The organism is Pseudomonas massiliensis (assembly GCF_000826105.1).
Classification (GTDB): Bacteria; Pseudomonadota; Gammaproteobacteria; order Pseudomonadales; family Pseudomonadaceae; genus Aquipseudomonas; species Aquipseudomonas massiliensis.
The window spans coordinates 319,274-337,307 of the sequence record NZ_CCYK01000007.1 but is presented as its reverse complement, the minus strand read 5'-3'; the positions used below and the strand labels follow the sequence as shown (position 1 = coordinate 337,307).

Below are 18,034 nucleotides of genomic sequence, written 5' to 3'. Positions count from 1 at the left end.
CCCATGGCGCTCGAACGCTCCGACGTGGAAAAGATCGCCCACCTGGCCCGCCTCGGGCTGAGCGAGGCTGATCTGCCACATACCCTAGACGCTCTCAACAGCATCCTGAACCTGGCAAGCCAGATGCAAGCCGTGGACACCCAGAACATCGCCCCCCTGGCCCACCCGCTGGAAGCCAGCCAACGCCTGCGTCCCGACCAGGTCACCGAACACAACCAGCGCGATGCCTACCAGGCCATTGCACCGGCCGTCGACAGCGGCCTGTACCTGGTACCGAAAGTCATCGAGTAAGGGATAACCGCCTGCCATGCATGAATTCACCCTGGCCGAGATCGCCCAAGGCCTTGCCGCCAAGCGTTACTCTTCCGTCGAGCTGACCCAGGCGCTGCTGACGCGCATCAGGGCCCTGGACCCACGGCTCAACGCCTTCATCACCGTTACCGAAGACCTGGCGCTGGAGCAGGCCCGCGCGGCCGACACGCGCCGCGCCGCTGGCGAGACGGGGCCGCTGCTGGGCGCTCCCCTGGCCCACAAGGACCTCTTCTGCACCCGGGGCATCCGCACCAGTTGCGCGTCCCGGATGCTGGACAACTTCCAGGCGCCCTACGACGCTACCGTGGTCGAGAAGCTGGCCGCCGCTGGCACCGTGACCCTCGGCAAGACCAACATGGACGAGTTCGCCATGGGCTCGGCCAACGAAAACAGCCACTATGGCGCCGTGCACAACCCCTGGCAGCTGGACCACGTACCGGGCGGTTCGTCCGGCGGTTCTGCGGCCGCGGTGGCGGCGCGCCTGGTACCGGCGACCACCGGTACCGACACGGGCGGTTCGATCCGCCAGCCGGCGGCCTTCACCAACCTCACCGGCCTGAAGCCTACCTACGGTCGTGTTTCCCGCTGGGGCATGATCGCTTACGCCTCCAGCCTCGACCAGGCCGGCCCACTGGCACGCAGCGCCGAAGACTGCGCCCTGCTGCTGCAAGCCATGGCCGGTTTCGACCCCAAGGACTCCACCAGCATCGACCAGCCGGTGCCGGACTACAGCGCCACCCTCAACGACTCGCTGCAGGGGCTGCGTATCGGGGTGCCGAAGGAGTACTTCGATGCCGGGCTGGACCCGCGCATCGGCGAGCTGGTGCAAGCCAGCATCCAGGAGCTGGAAAGACTCGGCGCGGTGATCAGGCCCATCAGCCTGCCGAACATGCGCCACGCCATCCCGGCCTATTACGTGATCGCACCGGCCGAGGCCTCGTCGAACCTGTCCCGCTTCGACGGCGTGCGCTTCGGCTATCGCTGCGAAAACCCGGTGGACCTCACCGACCTGTACAAGCGCTCCCGGGGCGAAGGCTTCGGCCCGGAAGTACAGCGCCGCATCATGGTCGGCACCTATGCCCTTTCGGCCGGCTACTACGACGCCTATTACCTCAAGGCCCAGCGTATCCGTCGGCTGATCAAGAATGACTTCATGGCCGCCTTCCAGGACGTGGACGTCATTCTCGGCCCGACCACGCCGAACCCGGCCTGGAAGCTGGGCGCCAAGGGCAGCGACCCGGTGGCGGCCTACCTCGAGGACGTCTACACCATTACCGCCAACCTGGCGGGGCTGCCTGGCCTGTCCATGCCGGTCGGCTTCGCCGACGGCTTGCCTGTGGGCGCGCAACTGCTGGCGCCGTATTTCCAGGAAGGGCGACTACTGAACATCGCGCACCGCTACCAACAGGTCACTGATTGGCACCGCCGTTCGCCGGAAGGCTTCTGAGGAGCAATACACATGCAATGGGAAGTCGTGATCGGGCTGGAGATTCATACCCAGCTCGCGACCCAGTCCAAGATTTTCTCCGGCAGCGCCACCACCTTCGGCTCGGCACCCAACACCCAGGCCAGCCTGGTCGACCTGGGCATGCCGGGGGTGCTTCCGGTGCTGAACCAGGAAGCCGTGCGCATGGCCGTGATGTTCGGCCTGGCCATCGATGCCCAAATCGGCCAGCAGAACGTCTTCGCCCGCAAGAACTACTTCTACCCCGACCTGCCCAAGGGCTACCAGATCAGCCAGATGGACCACCCCATCGTGGGCAAGGGCCATCTGGACATCACCCTGGAAGACGGCACCACCAAGCGCATCGGCGTTACCCGCGCCCACCTGGAAGAAGACGCCGGCAAAAGCCTGCACGAAGATTTCCAGGGCTTTTCGGGGATCGACCTCAACCGGGCCGGCACGCCGCTGCTGGAAATCGTCTCCGAGCCGGACATGCGCAGCGCCAAGGAAGCCGTTGCCTATGTGAAAGCCATCCATGCCCTGGTGCGCTATCTGGGCATCTGCGATGGCAACATGGCCGAAGGCTCCCTGCGCTGCGACTGCAACGTCTCGATCCGCCCCAAGGGCCAGGCCGAGTTCGGCACTCGCTGCGAAATCAAGAACGTCAACTCGTTCCGCTTCATCGAGCGCGCCATCAACAGTGAAGTGCAACGCCAGATCGAGCTCATCGAGGACGGCGGCAAGGTCATCCAGGAGACTCGCCTGTACGACCCGAACAAGGACGAAACCCGTTCCATGCGCAGCAAGGAGGAGGCCAACGACTACCGCTACTTCCCTGACCCGGACCTGCTGCCGGTGGTCATCGAGGACAGCTTCCTCGACAGCGTGCGCGCCTCCCTGCCCGAGCTGCCACCGCAGAAGCGCGAACGCTTCCAGAGCCAGTACGGGCTCTCGGCCTACGATGCCACGGTACTGGCTTCCAGCCGCGAACAGGCCGACTACTTCGAGCAGGTAGCGGTGCTGGGCGGCGACGCCAAGCTGGCGGCCAACTGGGTCATGGTGGAGCTGGGCAGCCTGCTGAACAAGCAAGGCCTGGACATCGAGCAGTCCCCCGTCAGTGCCGAACAGCTGGGCGGTATGCTGCAGCGCATCCGCGACAACACCATCTCCGGAAAAATCGCCAAGGTGGTGTTCGAAGCCATGGCCAATGGCGAGGGCAGCGCGGACCAGATCATCGAAAACCGTGGGCTGAAGCAGGTCACTGATACTGGCGCCATCGAGCAGGTGCTGGATGAAGTGCTGGCGGCCAACGCCGAGCAGGTCGAGCAATATCGCGCCGCCGACGAGGCCAAGCGCGGCAAGATGTTCGGCTTCTTCGTCGGCCAGGCGATGAAGGCGTCCAAGGGCAAGGCCAATCCGCAGCAGGTGAACGAGCTGCTCAAGCGCAAGCTGGAAGGCTGAAAGCCGATGCGCCCGCCAGACCAGCGGGCGCGTCGGCCTTCCTTGTACAAGGATCTACCATGCAACGCCTGTTCAGCTTGACGCTCTCGATGGCCATGCTCGGTGGCTGCGCGGGCCAGCCCACTGCACTGGCCCCAGGGGAGGCCCAGGAAGGCCTGGCCTCCTACTACGGTTCACGCCACCACGGCCTGCGCACGGCCAGTGGGGAGCGCTTCGACCAGAACGCTCTCACGGCGGCGCACCGTACACTGCCGATGGGCGCCGAGGTGCAGGTCACCAACTTACGGAACGACCGCAGCGTGGTAGTGCGCATCAATGACCGTGGCCCTCATGCGCGCAGCCGGGTCATCGACCTTTCCCGCGCCGCGGCACAGCGCCTGGGCATGATCGACGACGGCACCGCTCGGGTGCGTATCCGGCGTCTGGACTGACCAGGCTGTGATTACCGAGCTCGCTTCCCTGCCACCTGTCAGCCTGCTGCAGTTTTTCCTCGGGCTGGCGATGCTGATGCTTGGCGCCGAGCTGAGCGTTCGCAATCTGTTGCGCCTGGCTGAGCGCGCCCGGGTACGCCCGTTGATCGCCGGCCTTTCACTGATGGCACTGGGCAGCAGCGCCCCACAGCTGGCCATTGGCCTGGGCGCCATCAACGCCGACGCGCCGGACCTGGCCTTTGGCAGCCTGGTAGGCGGCACTCTATTCAACCTATGGGTCACGCTGGGCCTGTGCGCGCTGATCGTGCCCTTGCGGATCTCTCCCTCGGTGGTGCGCCTGGACTTGCCCCTGGTCGCGCTGACAGCCGCCCTGCTCTACGGGCTGTCGATGGATCAGCGCCTTGGTAGCCTCGAAGCCGTGCTGCTGGTTGCCGCCTGGGCAGGGTATATGTACCGGGTGACATGGCATTTCAAGCATGCGCACCGGCCGGTGCCCCGCGCACCCGTGCGACAACGCTCGGCCCTTGCCGCCGGGCTACGCCTGGCCTTGGGCATTCTGGCGCTGACCCTGGGGTCGCAATGGATATTGACGGCCACGGTGGCCATCGCCAACGAGCTTGGCCTGTCCGAGCGCATCATGGGGCTGACGCTGGTTGCCGTTTGCGCTTCCCTCCCCGGCCTGGCGATGTCATCGCTGGCGGCCCTACGGGGCGAGCGGGAGCTGGCGGTGGGCAACGTCATCGGCGCTACGCTGTGCAACCTGACCGGGGTGCTGGGCGTCGTTGTGCTGGCTGCCCCCCAGGGCCTGTCGATATCCCCCAACAGCCTGGCGTTCGACCTTCCCGTTCTGTTCGTGGCTGCGCTGCTGGCCTGGCCGCTGTTGCGCCTCGGCTATCGCCTGAGCCGCCTGGAAGGATTGTTGCTGCTTGCCCTTTATGCGCTCTTTGGCGCGCACCTTGTGGCCTTCAACACCGACATGCCCTTGGCGATGCGCGCCGAACGCTTACTGCTGCATTACGCGCTGCCGCTATTGGGCACCTTGGTGGCCATGCAGGCTTGGCGCAACTGGCGCAGGGCCGGACGCTCCTGAGCCCTCAGATCAGGCCGCTCCAGTTCAACAGGAAAATGCCGATGTTGGTGGTCACGATGGCCGCGATGGTGGTGATCACCACGATGGTAGCCGCCAGGCGATAGTTGCCGTTGGCGGCGCGGGCCATCACGTAACTCACCGAGGCGGTGGGGGCGCCGAAATAGAGGAATAGGATGCCCAGGTCGGCACCCCGAAAGCCGCATGCCCAGGCGCCCAGGGTAGCCACCAGCGGTAGCGCCACCATCTTTACCAGACTAGCACTGATAGCCAGATGACTACCGGCGCGCAGCGCGGACAGCGACAGGGTGCCGCCGATACAGATGAGCGCCAGGGGCAGTGTCATGTGGGCCAGGTATTGCGCGGATTGGTCAAGCCACCCCGGCAGAGGAATCTGCCATACCGCGAACGGGATGGCGGCCACCACGCCGAGGATCAGAGGATTGCGAACCACGCCGATGGCCAGGCTCAACGGGTCGGATTTCATGGTGGGGCTGTAGTAGGCCAGCACCACGGAAGAGAGGCTGTTGTAGAGCACGATCAGCACCGCGGCCAGGATCGAGCCCACGGCAATGCCGTAATCCCCATACATGCTGGCGGCCAGCGCCAGGCCGATGATGCCGTTGTTGCCGCGGAAGGCGCCCTGCACATAGATGCCGCGGTCGGCTACGGGGCAATGCCAGCGCGCCCAGAGCCAGATCAACCCGAAGCTGACCACCGTGGCGATGGCGAAATACACCATCACGCCGATTTGCAGAGCCTCGTTGAGGTTAGCGTGGATGATGCCCAGGAACAGCAGGCAGGGCATGGTCACGTTGAATACAAGCTCGGAGGCGACCTTGATGAAGCCGTCGTCGATCCATCCCACGCGCTTGAGCAACAGTCCCATGAACAGCATCGCAAACACGGGCGCGGTGATGTTCAAGGTTTCCAGGAAAAGGCTCAGCATCAGGTCGGCGATCCGTTATCAGTCATCTGCTGCATGATAATTCACCTGAACGAAAAAGCGCGCCCGGAGGCGCGCTTCTTGAATGCCGCTTGGGAGCAAGCGGCCGGTCCTGCGAGTTACTGCGGGCCGAGCTTGTCCATCAGCGCGGCCAGCGCGGCGTACTCTTGCTCGGTGAGGTCGGTCAGCGGCGTGCGCACCGGACCGGCGTCGTAGCCAGCGATCTTGGCGCCAGCCTTGACGATGCTCACGGCATAGCCAGCCTTGCGATTGCGGATATCCAGGTAAGGCAGGAAGAAGTCGTCGATCATCTTGCCAACGGCTACGTGATCGTCCTTGGCGATGGCGTGGTAGAAGTCCATGGCCAACTTGGGCACGAAGTTGAATACCGCCGAGGAGTACACCGGCACGCCCAGTGCCTTGTACGCCGCTGCGTAAACCTCAGCAGTGGGCAGGCCGCCCAGGTAGCTGAAGCGGTCGCCCAGGCGGCGACGGATGCTGACCATCAGTTCGATGTCACCGAGGCCGTCCTTGTAGCCGATCAGGTTCGGGCAACGCTCGGCCAGCTGCTCCAGCTGTACGGCATTGAGGCGGCAAACGTTACGGTTGTAGACGATCACGCCAATGTTCACGGATTTGCACACGGCCTCGACATGGGCCGCGACGCCGTCCTGCGACGCTTCGGTCAGGTAGTGAGGCAGCAGCAGCAAGCCCTTGGCGCCCAGGCGTTCGGCTTCACGGGCGTATTCGATGGCCTGGCGGGTGGCACCGCCCACGCCGGCGAGGATCGGCACGCTCTTGGCGCAGGTGTCGACCGCGGTCTTGATCACCTGGGAATATTCACTGGCGGCCAGGGAGAAGAATTCACCGGTGCCGCCGGCGGCGAACAGCGCGCTGGCGCCGTAAGGGGCCAGCCACTCCAGCCGCTTGATATAGCCTTGGGGGTTGAAATCCCCTTGGGCGTCGAAATCGGTGACCGGGAAGGACAGCAGGCCGGCGGAGAGGATGGACTTGAGTTCTTGTGGAGTCATTGTTGTGAACACCCTGGTGCGCTGAGAAACAAGAACCGGCGGCTGCCGGTGTTGTATGTCATCGTACAACCAGAGATGCAGTCCGACAAGGGGGTCATGCAAAGATTCCGTGCGCGGCATCGAGATTCACGGCGAGCCCTTCCCCAGCTGGCGCTGGGTCCCACAGAGACAAGTCGGTTCAGGCGATTCATTCACGCGGTGGGAGCCAGCGCTAGCTGGCGAACCCCTGAACAGCTCAGACGGGAGCCCTTCCCCAGCTGGCGCTGGGTCCCACAGAGACAAGTCGGTTCAGGCGAGTCATTCACGCGGTGGGAGCCAGCGCTAGCTGGCGAACCCTGAATAGCTTAGACGGGAGCCCTTCCCCAGCTGGCGCAGGGTCCCATAGAGACAAGTCAGTTCAGGCGAGTCATTCACGCGGTGGGAGCCAGCGCTAGCTGGCGAACCCTGAATAGCTCAGACGGGAGCCCTTCCCCAGCTGGCGCTGGGTCCCACAGAGACAAGTCGGTTCAGGCAAGTCACTCACGCGGTGAAGCCAGCGCTAGCTGGCGAACCCTGAATAGCTCAGACGGGAGCCCTTCCCCAGCTGGCGCTGGGTCCCACAGAGACAAGTCAGTTCAGGCGAGTCATTCACGCGGTGGGAGCCAGCGCTAGCTGGCGAACCCTGAATAGCTCAGACGGGAGCCCGAGGGCGGAGCCATTCCCCTGGGCTATAGGGGGCTGGCGGCTTCCTCGTGCGCCTGGCGCAGGCGCTCGCGGCTGTTTGTCAGGTGCAGGCGCATGGCTGCACGGGCGGCATCGGCGTCCTGGCGGGCAATAGCGTCGAATATCTCTTCGTGCTCGCGGCTCAATCGGCTCATGTAGTGCTGTTGATCGTCATGGGCCAGGCGGGCGGAATTGAGCCGGGTGCGCGGAATGATGCTCGTGCCCAGGTGAGTCATGATGTCGGTGAAATAGCGATTTCCCGTAGCCAGGGCAATGCGCAGGTGGAACTGGAAGTCCGAAGCCACCGCATCGGTGGCGTGGGCGGCGCTTTCGTTCAGGGCATCCAGGGCTTCGCGCATGGCCTGCAACTGATCATCGCTGCGCCGCTGCGCGGCCAGGCCGGCGGATTCCACCTCCAGGCTGATCCGCAGTTCCAGCACGGCCAGTACGTCTCGCAGGGTGACGATGGTGGCCGGGTCGATGCGGAAGCCACTTGGGCTAGGTGTGTCGAGCACGAAGGTGCCTATACCGTGACGGGTTTCCACCTGCCCGGCCGCCTGCAGCCGGGAAATGGCCTCGCGGACAACCGTGCGGCTCACACCCTGCTCTTCCATGATCGCCGACTCGGTAGGCAGCTTGTCGCCGCGCTTGAGTTCGCCGTTACGGATGCGCTCGCTCAGGACGGCTACCAGCTCCTGGGCGAGGCTGCGAGGTTTCTTGCGGGCGCGTGGCATGGCGCTCTGATTGTCCATAGGTAAAGCCGGTCTCGGGTTGATCACGCCCCATCATAGCGCAAAGCGGCTCGTACGATCACATTAGAGCGCGCTGGGCGCCGACGCCTGCTGAACATGCAGCTGTCCACCTTCGATCTTGACCAACCGCGGGTGGAAAGGTCGCAGGCTGGTCCGGTGGCCAACGCTGACGAGGCTGACGCCCGGGAGCCGGTCGATAAGCCCCTGGTAGAGGCTCGCTTCGTCTTCTTCATCCATGGCCGAGGTGGCTTCATCCAGGAACAGCCACTGAGGCCGGTAGAGCAACGCGCGGGCGAAGGACAACCGCTGCTGCTCCCCTGGAGACAAGACTCGCTGCCAGTGATTGCCTTCGTCCAGGCGCGCCGCCAGATGACCGAGACGGCATTGCTCCAGTGCTTCGCGGTAGCGCTCATCCGGGTAGCTGTCCCCGGCCAGGGGGTAGCTCAAGGCCTCGCGCAAGGTGCCGATGGGCATGTAGGGGCGCTGCGGCAGGAACAGCGTGCGGTCCTCAGGCCGTAGAATCTGCCCGCCACCGCGGGGCCAAAGCCCGCCGATGGCTCGCAGCAGGGTGCTCTTGCCACTGCCGGAGCGGCCGCTGAGCATCACCCGCTCGGTGCGGGATACGTCCAGGTTGACGTTGTCCAGCAAGGCTCGGCCGTCAGCCAGCCCCAGGGTCAGACCAGCAATGTGCAGCTTGTGTCCCTGGGTTTGAACATCGATGGGCGCGGACCGAAGCTCGTTTTCGGTCATGGCCTGGCGGAAGCTGAGCAGACGGTCGCAGGTAGCTTTCCATTCAGCCAGGGAGGCATAGGCATCCACGAACCAGCTCAGGTTTTCCTGCACATTGCCGAAGGCCGAGTTGATCTGCATCAGACCGCCGAGTTCGATCTTGCCCGCGAAATAGCGCGGCGCTGCTACGACGAAGGGAAAGATGATCGCGATCTGGCCGTAGCCTGAGGTAAAGAATGTCAGGCGCTTCTGGACCTGCATCAGCGACCAGAAGTTGCTCCACACCCGGCCGAAACGGCCCTGCAACCGCTCCTGCTCATTGGGCTCGCCATTGTAGAGAGCAATGGTTTCGGCATTTTCCCGAATGCGCACCATGGAAAAACGCAAGTCCGCCTCGTAGCGCTGCTGCTGGTTGTTCAGCGGGATCAGGCGCCGACCGATCAGGTGGGTCAGCCAACTGCCCACTACCGCATACAGCAGCGCCGCCCAGAACATATAGCCAGCAATGGTGTAGCCGAACAGTTCGATGCTTCCGGATACGCCCCAGAGGATGATGGAGAAGGACACCAGGCTCACTACGGTGCGCAGCAGGCCGAAGCCCAGGCTCAAGGTTGTACTGGTGAACCGGTCGATGTCTTCGCTGATGCGTTGGTCGGGGTTGTCCGTGTAAGCGCCGGTTTCCAGGTGATAGAAATTCTTGTGCCTGAGCCAGCGCGCGAAATGCTGCTCGGTCAGCCAGCGCCGCCAGCGGATGGTCAGCATCTGGGTCAGGTACAGCCGGTACACCGCGCTGAGAATGGCAATGGCAGCGATGCCGGAAAAATAGAGGATCAGATGACTGAAGGCCGCCGTGTCCTTCTGCTGGAGTGCGTTGTAGAAGTCGCGGTACCAGTTGTTCAGCAGTACCGAAATGGCCACGCTGAACAGCGACAGCCCGATCACGGCAACCAGCAACAGCCACGCCTTGCCTTTTTCTTCACTGCGCCAGTACGGCACGGTCATCGCCCACACGCGACGGAAGAACGAGCCCTGCACGGCATCGTTCACTGCGGAATATTCAGCGTTCTCGGTCATAGTTGGCTCAAAGCGTAGGAGCGCCCGCCACGCCTGGCTTCAGGTGGCTGGCGGGCGAAGAGGTGATCCTGGGACTCAACGGCGCACAGGCCGCTTTTGCAGCTTGCGCTGCAAGGTACGCCGGTGCATGCCCAATGCGCGAGCGGTGGCGGAGATATTGCCTTCGTGCTCGGCCAGCACCCGCTGGATATGCTCCCACTGGAGGCGATCCACCGACATCGGGTTGTCCGGCACCAGCGAGTCCAGGTCGGCATGCTCGGAAAGCAAGGCCGTCAGTACGTCGTCGGCATCGGCCGGCTTGCAAAGATAATTACAGGCGCCGCGCTTGATCGCCTCCACGGCGGTGGCAATGCTGGAATACCCGGTAAGGATCAGCACCCGCATTTCCGCGTCCAGCTCCAACAGCCTGGGCAACAGCACCAAGCCCGAGTCCCCTTCCATCTTCAGGTCCAGCACGGCGTAGTCGGGCACGTCCTGGCGGGCAAGGGCCAGGCCTTCCTCGGCGGACCCGGCGGTACTGACGCGAAAGCCACGACGGCCCATGGCGCGTGCCATCACACGGGTGAAGGTGGCGTCGTCATCGACCAGCAGCAAATGCGGCAGCTCTTCGCCATCCGCGGCCTGGTTTGTATCAGTCATCTGTCTCTCCTCGGGCGTCACGGGGAAGGCGCAGCTCCGTGAGCGTGCCGCCATCCTCATGACTATAGAGTCTCACCGAGCCGCCAGCGCGGGTTACGCTGGCCTTGCTCAGGAACAGGCCAAGGCCGAAGCCCTTGCCCTTGGTGGTAAAGAAAGGTTTACCGATTTGCTCGGCAATGGCCAGAGGTACACCCGGCCCATGGTCGCGAATCCTGATGAAGATGTTTTCATCGTCCCACTCCAGGCGCACTTCCAGGTTGTCCGGGCAGGCATCGGCCGCATTGTTGAGCAGGTTGAGCAGGGCCTGAGTAAGGTCCGCCGGCGGCGCCAGCCGAGGCACGCTGCCATTGCCGCCACGCTGCAGACGGTAGCTGGCCTCCGGACGCATCAGGTGCCAGCGGTTCAAGGCCTCGTCCAGCCAGGCGGTGACCTCCTGGTCCACGACATCCTGGCGGCGGTTGGCTTCCGCGGCGCGTACCAATTGCTGCAAGGTCTGCTTGCAGAGCTGGACCTGGTCCTGCAGTACCTGAAGGTCTTCCTGCAGCATCGGGTCCGCATGGTCCTGCCGCATTTCCTTGAGCAACACGCTCATGGTCGCCAGGGGTGTACCCAATTCATGAGCGGCGCCCGCGGCCTGGGTGGCCACGGCCAGCAACTGTTGGTCACGCAGGCCCTCCTCTCGTCGTTGCGCGCGCCATTCCTGCTGGCGGCGCAATTCCTCGGCCATGCGCGCGGCGAAAAAGGTGATCACCGCCGCCGCCAAGGCAAAACTGAGCCACATGCCGTAGATCTGCATGTTTTCCCGGGCCGCCGGGTAGGTTTCCAGAGGATAGAAGCGCACCAGCAACAAGGTGTAGCTCGCCAGGGCCAGCCCGGAAAGGATCAATGAATACAACCAGGGCAAGGTCACCGCGGCGATGGTCAGCGGCACCAGGTAGTAGGACACGAAGGGGTTGGTACTACCGCCGGAGTAATACAGCAAGGCGCTGTGGATCAATAAATCGCATCCCAGCTGCAAGGCATACTCCAGCTCCGTGACCGGCAGCCGCCAATGCAGGCGCACCGCGGTCAGGGCGCAGAGCACCGCCGAGCATGCCAGGGTCAGCGCCAGTTGCCACCATGGCAAGGGCAACAGGTGCGTCAGGTAGGCGAACCCCACCGAGCCGGCCTGGGCCGCCAGCACCAGTATACGTACGAGAGTGAGACGCCAGAGGTTCTGGCGAGAGGCGGAAAGCGGCGGAGCGGCGGTGGGCATGACGGTTCCTGGCAAAGGCGTTTGTCTTGCAAAACATTTCCCGGGCAGCGGAAAAAGATCCGCCGGAGTATAACGACCTCCCCGGCGCCCTGGCAGCGCTGCGGCAAAGCACCACAGCGAGAGGGCCGCCTGCTGCGCTGGAACCGTGACTCCTGGCAGCCGGTCCTACTCGCAACCTTGATAAAGGAGTAAATCATGATACGCACCCTTGGCCTTTGCGCACTCTTCAGCACTACTGCCCTGCTCAGCGCTGGCGCACTGGCCGACGCCACACCGCGCTACAACCAGGTGTCCCTCCACGCCGAGGCGAGCCGTGAGGTGGCCCGCGACCTGATGAGCGTGACGCTGTATAGCGAAGCCGAGGACAAGGACCCGGCCCGCCTGGCCGAAACGGTGACCGCAAGCCTGAACGAGGCCCTGGCCAAGGCACGCCAGGCCAAAGGCGTGAGCGTACGTCAAGGCAGCCGCAACAGCAGCCCGGTCTACGACGAAAAAGGCCAGGGCATCACCGGCTGGCGAGAGCGCGGCGAGTTGCGCCTGGAAAGCCAGGACTTCGCCGCCCTCGCCCGCCTTACCGGCGAGCTTCAGCAGAGTCTGAAGCTCGGGGGCATGGACTTCAGCATCGCCACGGCCACTCGCCAGCAGAGCGAGGATGCCTTGATCAAGGATGCCATCGCCGCCTTCAAGGCACGCGCGGACATTGCCCGCCAGGCAATGGGAGCCAAGGGCTACAAGGTCGTCAACCTGACCCTCAACAGCAACTCGGTTCCGCAACCTTACCTGCGTGCCCCCATGATGATGAAAGCGGCACGGGCTGAAGCGGTGACGGCGGATGTGGAAGCCGGTACCACCGAGGTGACCGTCAGCGCCGACGGCACCATCGAACTGCAAGACTGATGATCCGAAGGCCGCCATTGCGCACCAGGAACGCGCATTGGCGGCTTTCCGCCATCAATCTTAATGGCGAAACCTTAGGGAAAGTGATGGCCTGAATGGTTAATTCGCCCGAAATTTACATCCATGCGACATTCGAGTACGTTCGTACAGCAATTTCGGAACCTTCTGACCCTTTGGCATTGCATTCGGTATGGGCCCTGCATAAGTATCCGCAGGAAGGCTCACGAGGCCGTCCTCTTTCGAAAAAAGCACAACAATGAGGCCCCCATGCTCAAACACGCAGTCATTCCGTTCCTGGTCGGTGCAGGTCTGCTCGCCGTCACTCCGCTGAGCCAAGCCGCTTCGAACCTGGTGTTTTGCTCGGAAGGGAGCCCGGCTGGCTTCGACCCAGGCCAATACACCACCGGTACGGATTTCGACGCTTCCGCCGAGACCGTTTTCAACCGCTTGACCCAGTTCGAGCGCGGCGGCACCCAGGTCCAGCCTGGCCTGGCCACCCGTTGGGATGTGTCCCCCGACAACTTGACCTACACGTTCCACCTGCGCCCGGGCGTGAAGTTCCACACCACCGATTACTTCAAGCCTACCCGTGACTTCAACGCGGACGACGTGCTCTTCACCTTCAACCGCATGCTCGACAAGGACATGCCGTTCCGCAAGGCGTACCCCACCGAGTTCCCGTACTTCACCGACATGGGCATGGACGCGAACATCACCAAGGTCGAGAAGCTGGACGACGCCACGGTTCGCTTCACTCTCAAGGAAGTGGACGCGGCCTTCATCCAGAACCTGGCCATGAGCTTCGCCTCCATCCAGTCGGCCGAGTACGCCGACAAGCTGCTCAAGGAAGGCAAGCCCGAGCTGATCAACCAACAGCCGATCGGCACCGGCCCGTTCGTGTTCAGTCGCTACCAGAAAGACGCCCAGATCCGCTTCAAGGGCAACAAGGACTACTGGAAGCCTGAAGACGTCAAGCTGGACAACCTCATCTTCGCCATCACCACCGACGCCTCGGTGCGCGCGCAGAAGCTCAAGAAGAACGAATGCCAGGTCACGGCCTACCCTCGCCCGGCGGACATCCAGCCGCTCAAGAGCGACAAGAACCTGAAGATGCCTGACCAGGCCGGCTTCAACCTGGGCTACATCTCCTATAACGTGACCCATAAGCCGCTGGATAACCTCAAGGTCCGCCAGGCGCTGGACATGGCGGTGGACAAGAAGCATATCCTCGAAGCGGTGTACCAGGGCGCGGGCCAGGAGGCGGTGAACGCCATGCCGCCGACCCAATGGTCCTACGACACCACCATCAAGGATGCCGGCTACAACCCGGAAAAGGCCAAGGCTCTGCTCAAGGAAGCCGGCGTTCCCGAAGGCACCGAGATCCAGCTGTGGGCCATGCCCGTGCAGCGTCCGTACAACCCCAACGCCAAGCTGATGGCCGAGCTGCTGCAAAGCGACTGGAAGAAGATCGGCATCAACGCCAAGATCGTCAGCTACGAATGGGGCGAGTACATCAAGCGCGCCAAGAATGGTGAAACCGACGCCATGCTGATCGGCTGGAGCGGCGACAACGGTGACCCGGACAACTGGCTCGGCACCCTTTTCAGCTGTGACGCGGTCAACGGCAACAACTTCGGCAAGTTCTGCAACCAGGACTACGAAAAGTTGATCAAGGGCGCCAAGGCCACCGTCGATCAAGACAAACGCACCGAACTGTACAAGCAGGCGCAACAACTGCTCAAACAGCAAGTAGCGATGACCCCCATCGCTCACTCGACGGTGTACCAGCCCATGAGCGCCAAAGTGGACGATTTCAAGATCAGCCCGTTTGGTCTCAACTCCTTCTACGGAGTAGGCATCAAGAACTGAGTTGATTCCAGGCACCGCCACGGCCCGCTAGAGGCCGACGGTGCCTGGGTCGTAGGCGCGCGAAGTTTTCAGAAACTTCTCACAGCTCCCTCGGAAACTTCCTGTTTATCCCGAACACGTCCGTCTTTATGGTCGGTCGCGTGCCTGCCTGTCCGATTTGGCCGGGCGGGTGCCTCTTTCCTTACAAGAAAGAGCGATGAAGAAGTTTTGACACGGCTTGACCGAAGATGCCGGCACAGCACTTCGGCAGTGTTCAAGGCTTATCAGCTGTATCAATAGAAAAACTACCGGGGCCTCGGCAACCGGCAACAAGCAGTCAGGAGCTACCATTTTTATGAAACCCGCAAAACAGAGTTTGCTCGCCCTTGCCATCGCAGGCGTCAGTACTTTCGCCGTGGCCGAGCCGGCCAGCCAGGCGTTCGTTCCGCTGGAGGTCAAAGGTACCAGTGCCCAAAGCGAGGCCACCGGCTTCATCGAAGGGCAATCCCTGTCCGGCACCACGCGCAACTTCTTCGCCAAGGAAAAATGGAAGCGCGGCGGCGGCCTTACCTTCCAGAAGGGTGACGGTAGCCGCGAACACACCAGCAGCCGGGACACCTGGACCCAGGGCACCATCCTCAACTACACCTCCGGCTTCACCCAAGGCACCGTCGGCTTCGCGGTAGAGGGCGCGCTTTACAACGAGATCGCCCTGGAACAGGGCCGCGGACGAATCGCCGGCGGCGGCAACCGGACCCTGGCCGACCATGATGGCGATGCCGTGGAACAGTGGAGCAAGCTGGGCCTGGGCAACCTCAAGGCCCGCTATTCCAATACCGTGCTTACCGCCGGCCGCCAGAACCTCAATACCCCCATGGTCGCCACCATCGGTAACCGCGCCCTGCCCTCCAGCTTCGAAGGGGTGGCGATACACAGCGCCGAGTTCACCAACCTGACCCTCGATGCCGGCACCTTCGACCGGGTATCCCCCCGTACCGAGCAGAGCCTGACCCGCTTCGTCAGCGAATACGGCAATCGGGGCGTCAGCGCCGACCACGTCAACACCCTGGGCGCGGTCTACAAGCCCTTCCAGAGCCTGGAAGCGAGCCTCTACGCCACTCAGGCCGAAGACCTGTGGAACCAGTACTACCTGGGCTTGACCCACGAGCTGGGCGACGCCGACCTGGTAGCCCTGACCACCAGCCTGAACTACTACAAGACCAAGGACGAAGGCGCCAGCAAGCTGGGCGACATCGACAACAACACCTACAGCCTGAGCTTCACCGGCACCCATGGCGCCCACAGCCTGACCCTGGCGTACCAGGAAGTGGACGGCAACGAATACTTCGACTACCTGCACGAGACCAACGGTATCTTCCTGGCCAACTCGCTGCTTTCGGACTTCAACGGCCCCAATGAAAAATCCTTCCAGGTCGCCTATGGTCTGGACATGGCCAAGTACGGCGTACCGGGTTTGAAGTTCAGCCTCTACAGCGCCCGCGGCTGGGGTATCGACGGCACCCACTATCGCAGCACCGGCTATACCGATGTCGTCAACATGGACGGCGAACACCACTACGAATACGGCGTAGGCACCTCCTATGCGGTGCAGAGCGGCCCGCTCAAGGCCACGACCATACGCGCCACCTACACCACCCACCGCGCCAGCGAAAACCAGGCTGACGGCAGCCTGAACGAGCTGCGTGTGGTCACCACGGTTCCGTTCAACATCCTCTAACAGCACGCGCGGCGCGGAGGGCTCACAAGGCTCACCCGCGCCGTCTACGCTGCCATCGAAAACCAGAGGTCTTCCATGAAAAGCCATACTTTGCGCGTCGCCCTGGGCGCGGCTCTGTTCAGCCTGAGCGCGCTGGCCGCCGCCAAACCCTTGGTAGTCTGTACCGAGGCCAGCCCGGAGGGCTTCGATATTGCCCAGTACACCGCGGCCACCACCGCGGACGCCGCTTCGGAAACCGTCTTCAACCGCCTGGTGGACTTCACCCCTGGCAGCACCGACACCCAGCCTGGCCTGGCCGAGCGCTGGGAGATTTCCGAAAACGGGCTGACCTACACCTTCCACCTGCGCAAAGGGGTGAAATTCCAGACCACCGATTACTTCACGCCCACCCGGGACTTCAATGCCGATGACGTGCTGTGGAGTTTCCAGCGCCAGCTGGACCCGGCCCATCCCTGGCATGACAAATCACCCATGGGCTTCCCCTATTTCGAGGCCATGGGCTTCAAGGACCTGCTCAAGGCCGTGAAGAAGGTGGACGACTACACCGTCACCTTCGAACTCACCCGGCCCGAAGGGCCTTTCCTGCGCGACCTGGCCATGGGCTTCGCGTCGATCTACTCGGCCGAGTACGCCGACCAGTTGCTCAAGGCTGGCAAAACCGGCGAACTGAACAGCAAACCCATCGGCACCGGACCGTTCATCCTTGTGCGCTACAACAAGGACGCGCAAATCCGGTATAAGGCCAACCCGGACTACTACAAAGGCAAACCCCCGGCGGACCCGCTGGTATTCGCGATTACCACCGACAGCAACGTTCGCCTGCAGAAGCTGCGCGCCAATGAATGCCAGGTGGCGGTGTACCCCAAGCCGGACGACATCCCGGCGCTCAAGGCCGATCCGAACCTGCGGGTGGACGAGCTGGAAGCCCTGATCGTCAGCTATGTGGCCATGAACACCACCCACAAGTACCTGGATGACGCGCGGGTACGCCAGGCCATCGCCATGGCCCTGGACAAGGACAACCTGGTCAGGACGCTGTTCGGCGAAGGCAACGCCACCGTGGGTACAGGACCTTACCCATCGACGTTGCTTGGTTTCAACTCTAGAATCGCCAACCTTCCCCACGATGCGGAGAAGGCCCGGGCCCTGCTCAAGGAAGCCGGCGTGCCCGAAGGCACACGTTTCACCGTGTTCATCCGAAACGGCGGTGGGGTAACCAACCCCAACCCGGCCCTGGCGGCCCAGCTGTTGCAGGCGGACCTGGCCAAGGTGGGCCTGAACACAGACATTCGCACCCTGGAATGGGGCGAACTGGTCAAGCGCGCCAAGCTCGGCGAGCACGACCTGGTGTTCTATGGCTGGGCCGGCGACAACGGCGACCCGGACAACTTCGTCACGCCGAACCTGAGCTGTGACGCCGCCAAGAGTGGCGAAAACGCCGCGCGCTGGTGCAACCCGGCGTTCGACAGCCTGCTTTCGCAGGCACGGGCCGAAACGGAACCGGCCAAACGGGCGGCGCTCTATGAGCGAGCCCAGGAAATCTTCCACAAGGACCAACCGTGGATCAGCCTGGCCTACCCCAAGCTGTTCGTGGCAATGCGCAAGACTGTCGAGGGCTTCCATATCAGCCCGATGACCAACAACAACTTCGCCACAACCCAGGTGAAGTAAAAAACCGACCCGCCGCG

Annotated in this window: 15 protein-coding genes; 9 read left to right on the top strand and 6 right to left on the bottom strand. The window is 63.1% G+C overall.

What is annotated here, in order from left to right:
* Window positions 1-3: 3 nt before the first annotated feature.
* Genes gatC through BN1188_RS12355 form a run of 5 tightly spaced genes read left to right on the top strand, consistent with a single transcriptional unit; the run spans window position 4 to window position 4,738 of the window.
* Complete coding sequence (gene gatC / locus BN1188_RS12375; protein ID WP_040261779.1) at window positions 4-291, top strand: Asp-tRNA(Asn)/Glu-tRNA(Gln) amidotransferase subunit GatC; 288 nt, start codon at window positions 4-6, stop codon at window positions 289-291.
* A 16-nt stretch (window positions 292-307) separates the two neighbouring features.
* Window positions 308-1,759: an Asp-tRNA(Asn)/Glu-tRNA(Gln) amidotransferase subunit GatA gene (gatA, locus tag BN1188_RS12370; RefSeq protein ID WP_040261778.1), complete on the top strand. Its 1,452-nt coding sequence runs from the start codon at window positions 308-310 to the stop codon at window positions 1,757-1,759.
* Between the two features lie 12 nt (window positions 1,760-1,771).
* The gene (gene gatB / locus BN1188_RS12365; RefSeq protein ID WP_040261777.1) at window positions 1,772-3,217 is read left to right on the top strand and encodes an Asp-tRNA(Asn)/Glu-tRNA(Gln) amidotransferase subunit GatB; all 1,446 of its coding nucleotides are present in this window, start codon (window positions 1,772-1,774) and stop codon (window positions 3,215-3,217) included.
* A gap of 59 nt (window positions 3,218-3,276) precedes the next feature.
* The gene (locus BN1188_RS12360) at window positions 3,277-3,648 is read left to right on the top strand and encodes a septal ring lytic transglycosylase RlpA family protein (protein WP_040261776.1); all 372 of its coding nucleotides are present in this window, start codon (window positions 3,277-3,279) and stop codon (window positions 3,646-3,648) included.
* Window positions 3,649-3,655: 7 nt separating this feature from the next.
* A complete protein-coding gene (locus tag BN1188_RS12355) occupies window positions 3,656-4,738 on the top strand; it encodes a sodium:calcium antiporter (RefSeq protein ID WP_232430923.1) in 1,083 nt (360 codons plus the stop codon).
* A gap of 4 nt (window positions 4,739-4,742) precedes the next feature.
* On the opposite strand, the gene BN1188_RS12350 is transcribed toward BN1188_RS12355, so the two are convergent.
* The 6 genes from BN1188_RS12350 to BN1188_RS12325 form a co-directional block, all read right to left on the bottom strand.
* Complete coding sequence (locus tag BN1188_RS12350) at window positions 4,743-5,684, bottom strand: AEC family transporter (protein WP_040261775.1); 942 nt, start codon at window positions 5,682-5,684, stop codon at window positions 4,743-4,745.
* A 116-nt stretch (window positions 5,685-5,800) separates the two neighbouring features.
* Entirely contained in the window at window positions 5,801-6,712 is a 912-nt protein-coding gene (gene kdgD / locus BN1188_RS12345; protein WP_040261774.1) for a 5-dehydro-4-deoxyglucarate dehydratase, read from the bottom strand.
* A 707-nt stretch (window positions 6,713-7,419) separates the two neighbouring features.
* Complete coding sequence (locus BN1188_RS12340; protein ID WP_040261773.1) at window positions 7,420-8,166, bottom strand: FadR/GntR family transcriptional regulator; 747 nt, start codon at window positions 8,164-8,166, stop codon at window positions 7,420-7,422.
* A 63-nt stretch (window positions 8,167-8,229) separates the two neighbouring features.
* A complete protein-coding gene (locus BN1188_RS12335) occupies window positions 8,230-9,969 on the bottom strand; it encodes an ABC transporter ATP-binding protein/permease (protein ID WP_040261772.1) in 1,740 nt (579 codons plus the stop codon).
* A 75-nt stretch (window positions 9,970-10,044) separates the two neighbouring features.
* Window positions 10,045-10,608: a response regulator transcription factor gene (locus tag BN1188_RS12330; protein WP_040261771.1), complete on the bottom strand. Its 564-nt coding sequence runs from the start codon at window positions 10,606-10,608 to the stop codon at window positions 10,045-10,047.
* Window positions 10,601-11,863 carry an ATP-binding protein gene (locus BN1188_RS12325; protein WP_040261769.1) on the bottom strand — a complete coding sequence of 421 codons (1,263 nt, stop codon included), beginning with the start codon at window positions 11,861-11,863 and terminating at the stop codon, window positions 10,601-10,603. The genes BN1188_RS12330 and BN1188_RS12325 overlap by 8 nt, the downstream gene beginning before the upstream one ends.
* A 195-nt stretch (window positions 11,864-12,058) precedes the next feature.
* Here BN1188_RS12325 and BN1188_RS12320 point away from each other — a divergent pair, with 195 nt between their 5' ends.
* From BN1188_RS12320 to BN1188_RS12305, 4 genes are all read left to right on the top strand, one after another.
* Complete coding sequence (locus BN1188_RS12320; RefSeq protein ID WP_040261768.1) at window positions 12,059-12,760, top strand: SIMPL domain-containing protein; 702 nt, start codon at window positions 12,059-12,061, stop codon at window positions 12,758-12,760.
* Window positions 12,761-13,027: 267 nt separating this feature from the next.
* Window positions 13,028-14,629, top strand: coding sequence for an ABC transporter substrate-binding protein (locus tag BN1188_RS12315; RefSeq protein WP_040261767.1), 1,602 nt, complete (start codon window positions 13,028-13,030; stop codon window positions 14,627-14,629).
* A gap of 334 nt (window positions 14,630-14,963) precedes the next feature.
* Window positions 14,964-16,346 (top strand): OprD family porin, encoded by a 1,383-nt coding sequence (locus BN1188_RS12310; RefSeq protein WP_040261766.1) that lies wholly within the window; start codon window positions 14,964-14,966, stop codon window positions 16,344-16,346.
* 75 nt (window positions 16,347-16,421) lie between these two features.
* Window positions 16,422-18,017 (top strand): ABC transporter substrate-binding protein, encoded by a 1,596-nt coding sequence (locus tag BN1188_RS12305; RefSeq protein ID WP_040261765.1) that lies wholly within the window; start codon window positions 16,422-16,424, stop codon window positions 18,015-18,017.
* The last annotated feature ends 17 nt before the right edge of the window (window positions 18,018-18,034 follow it).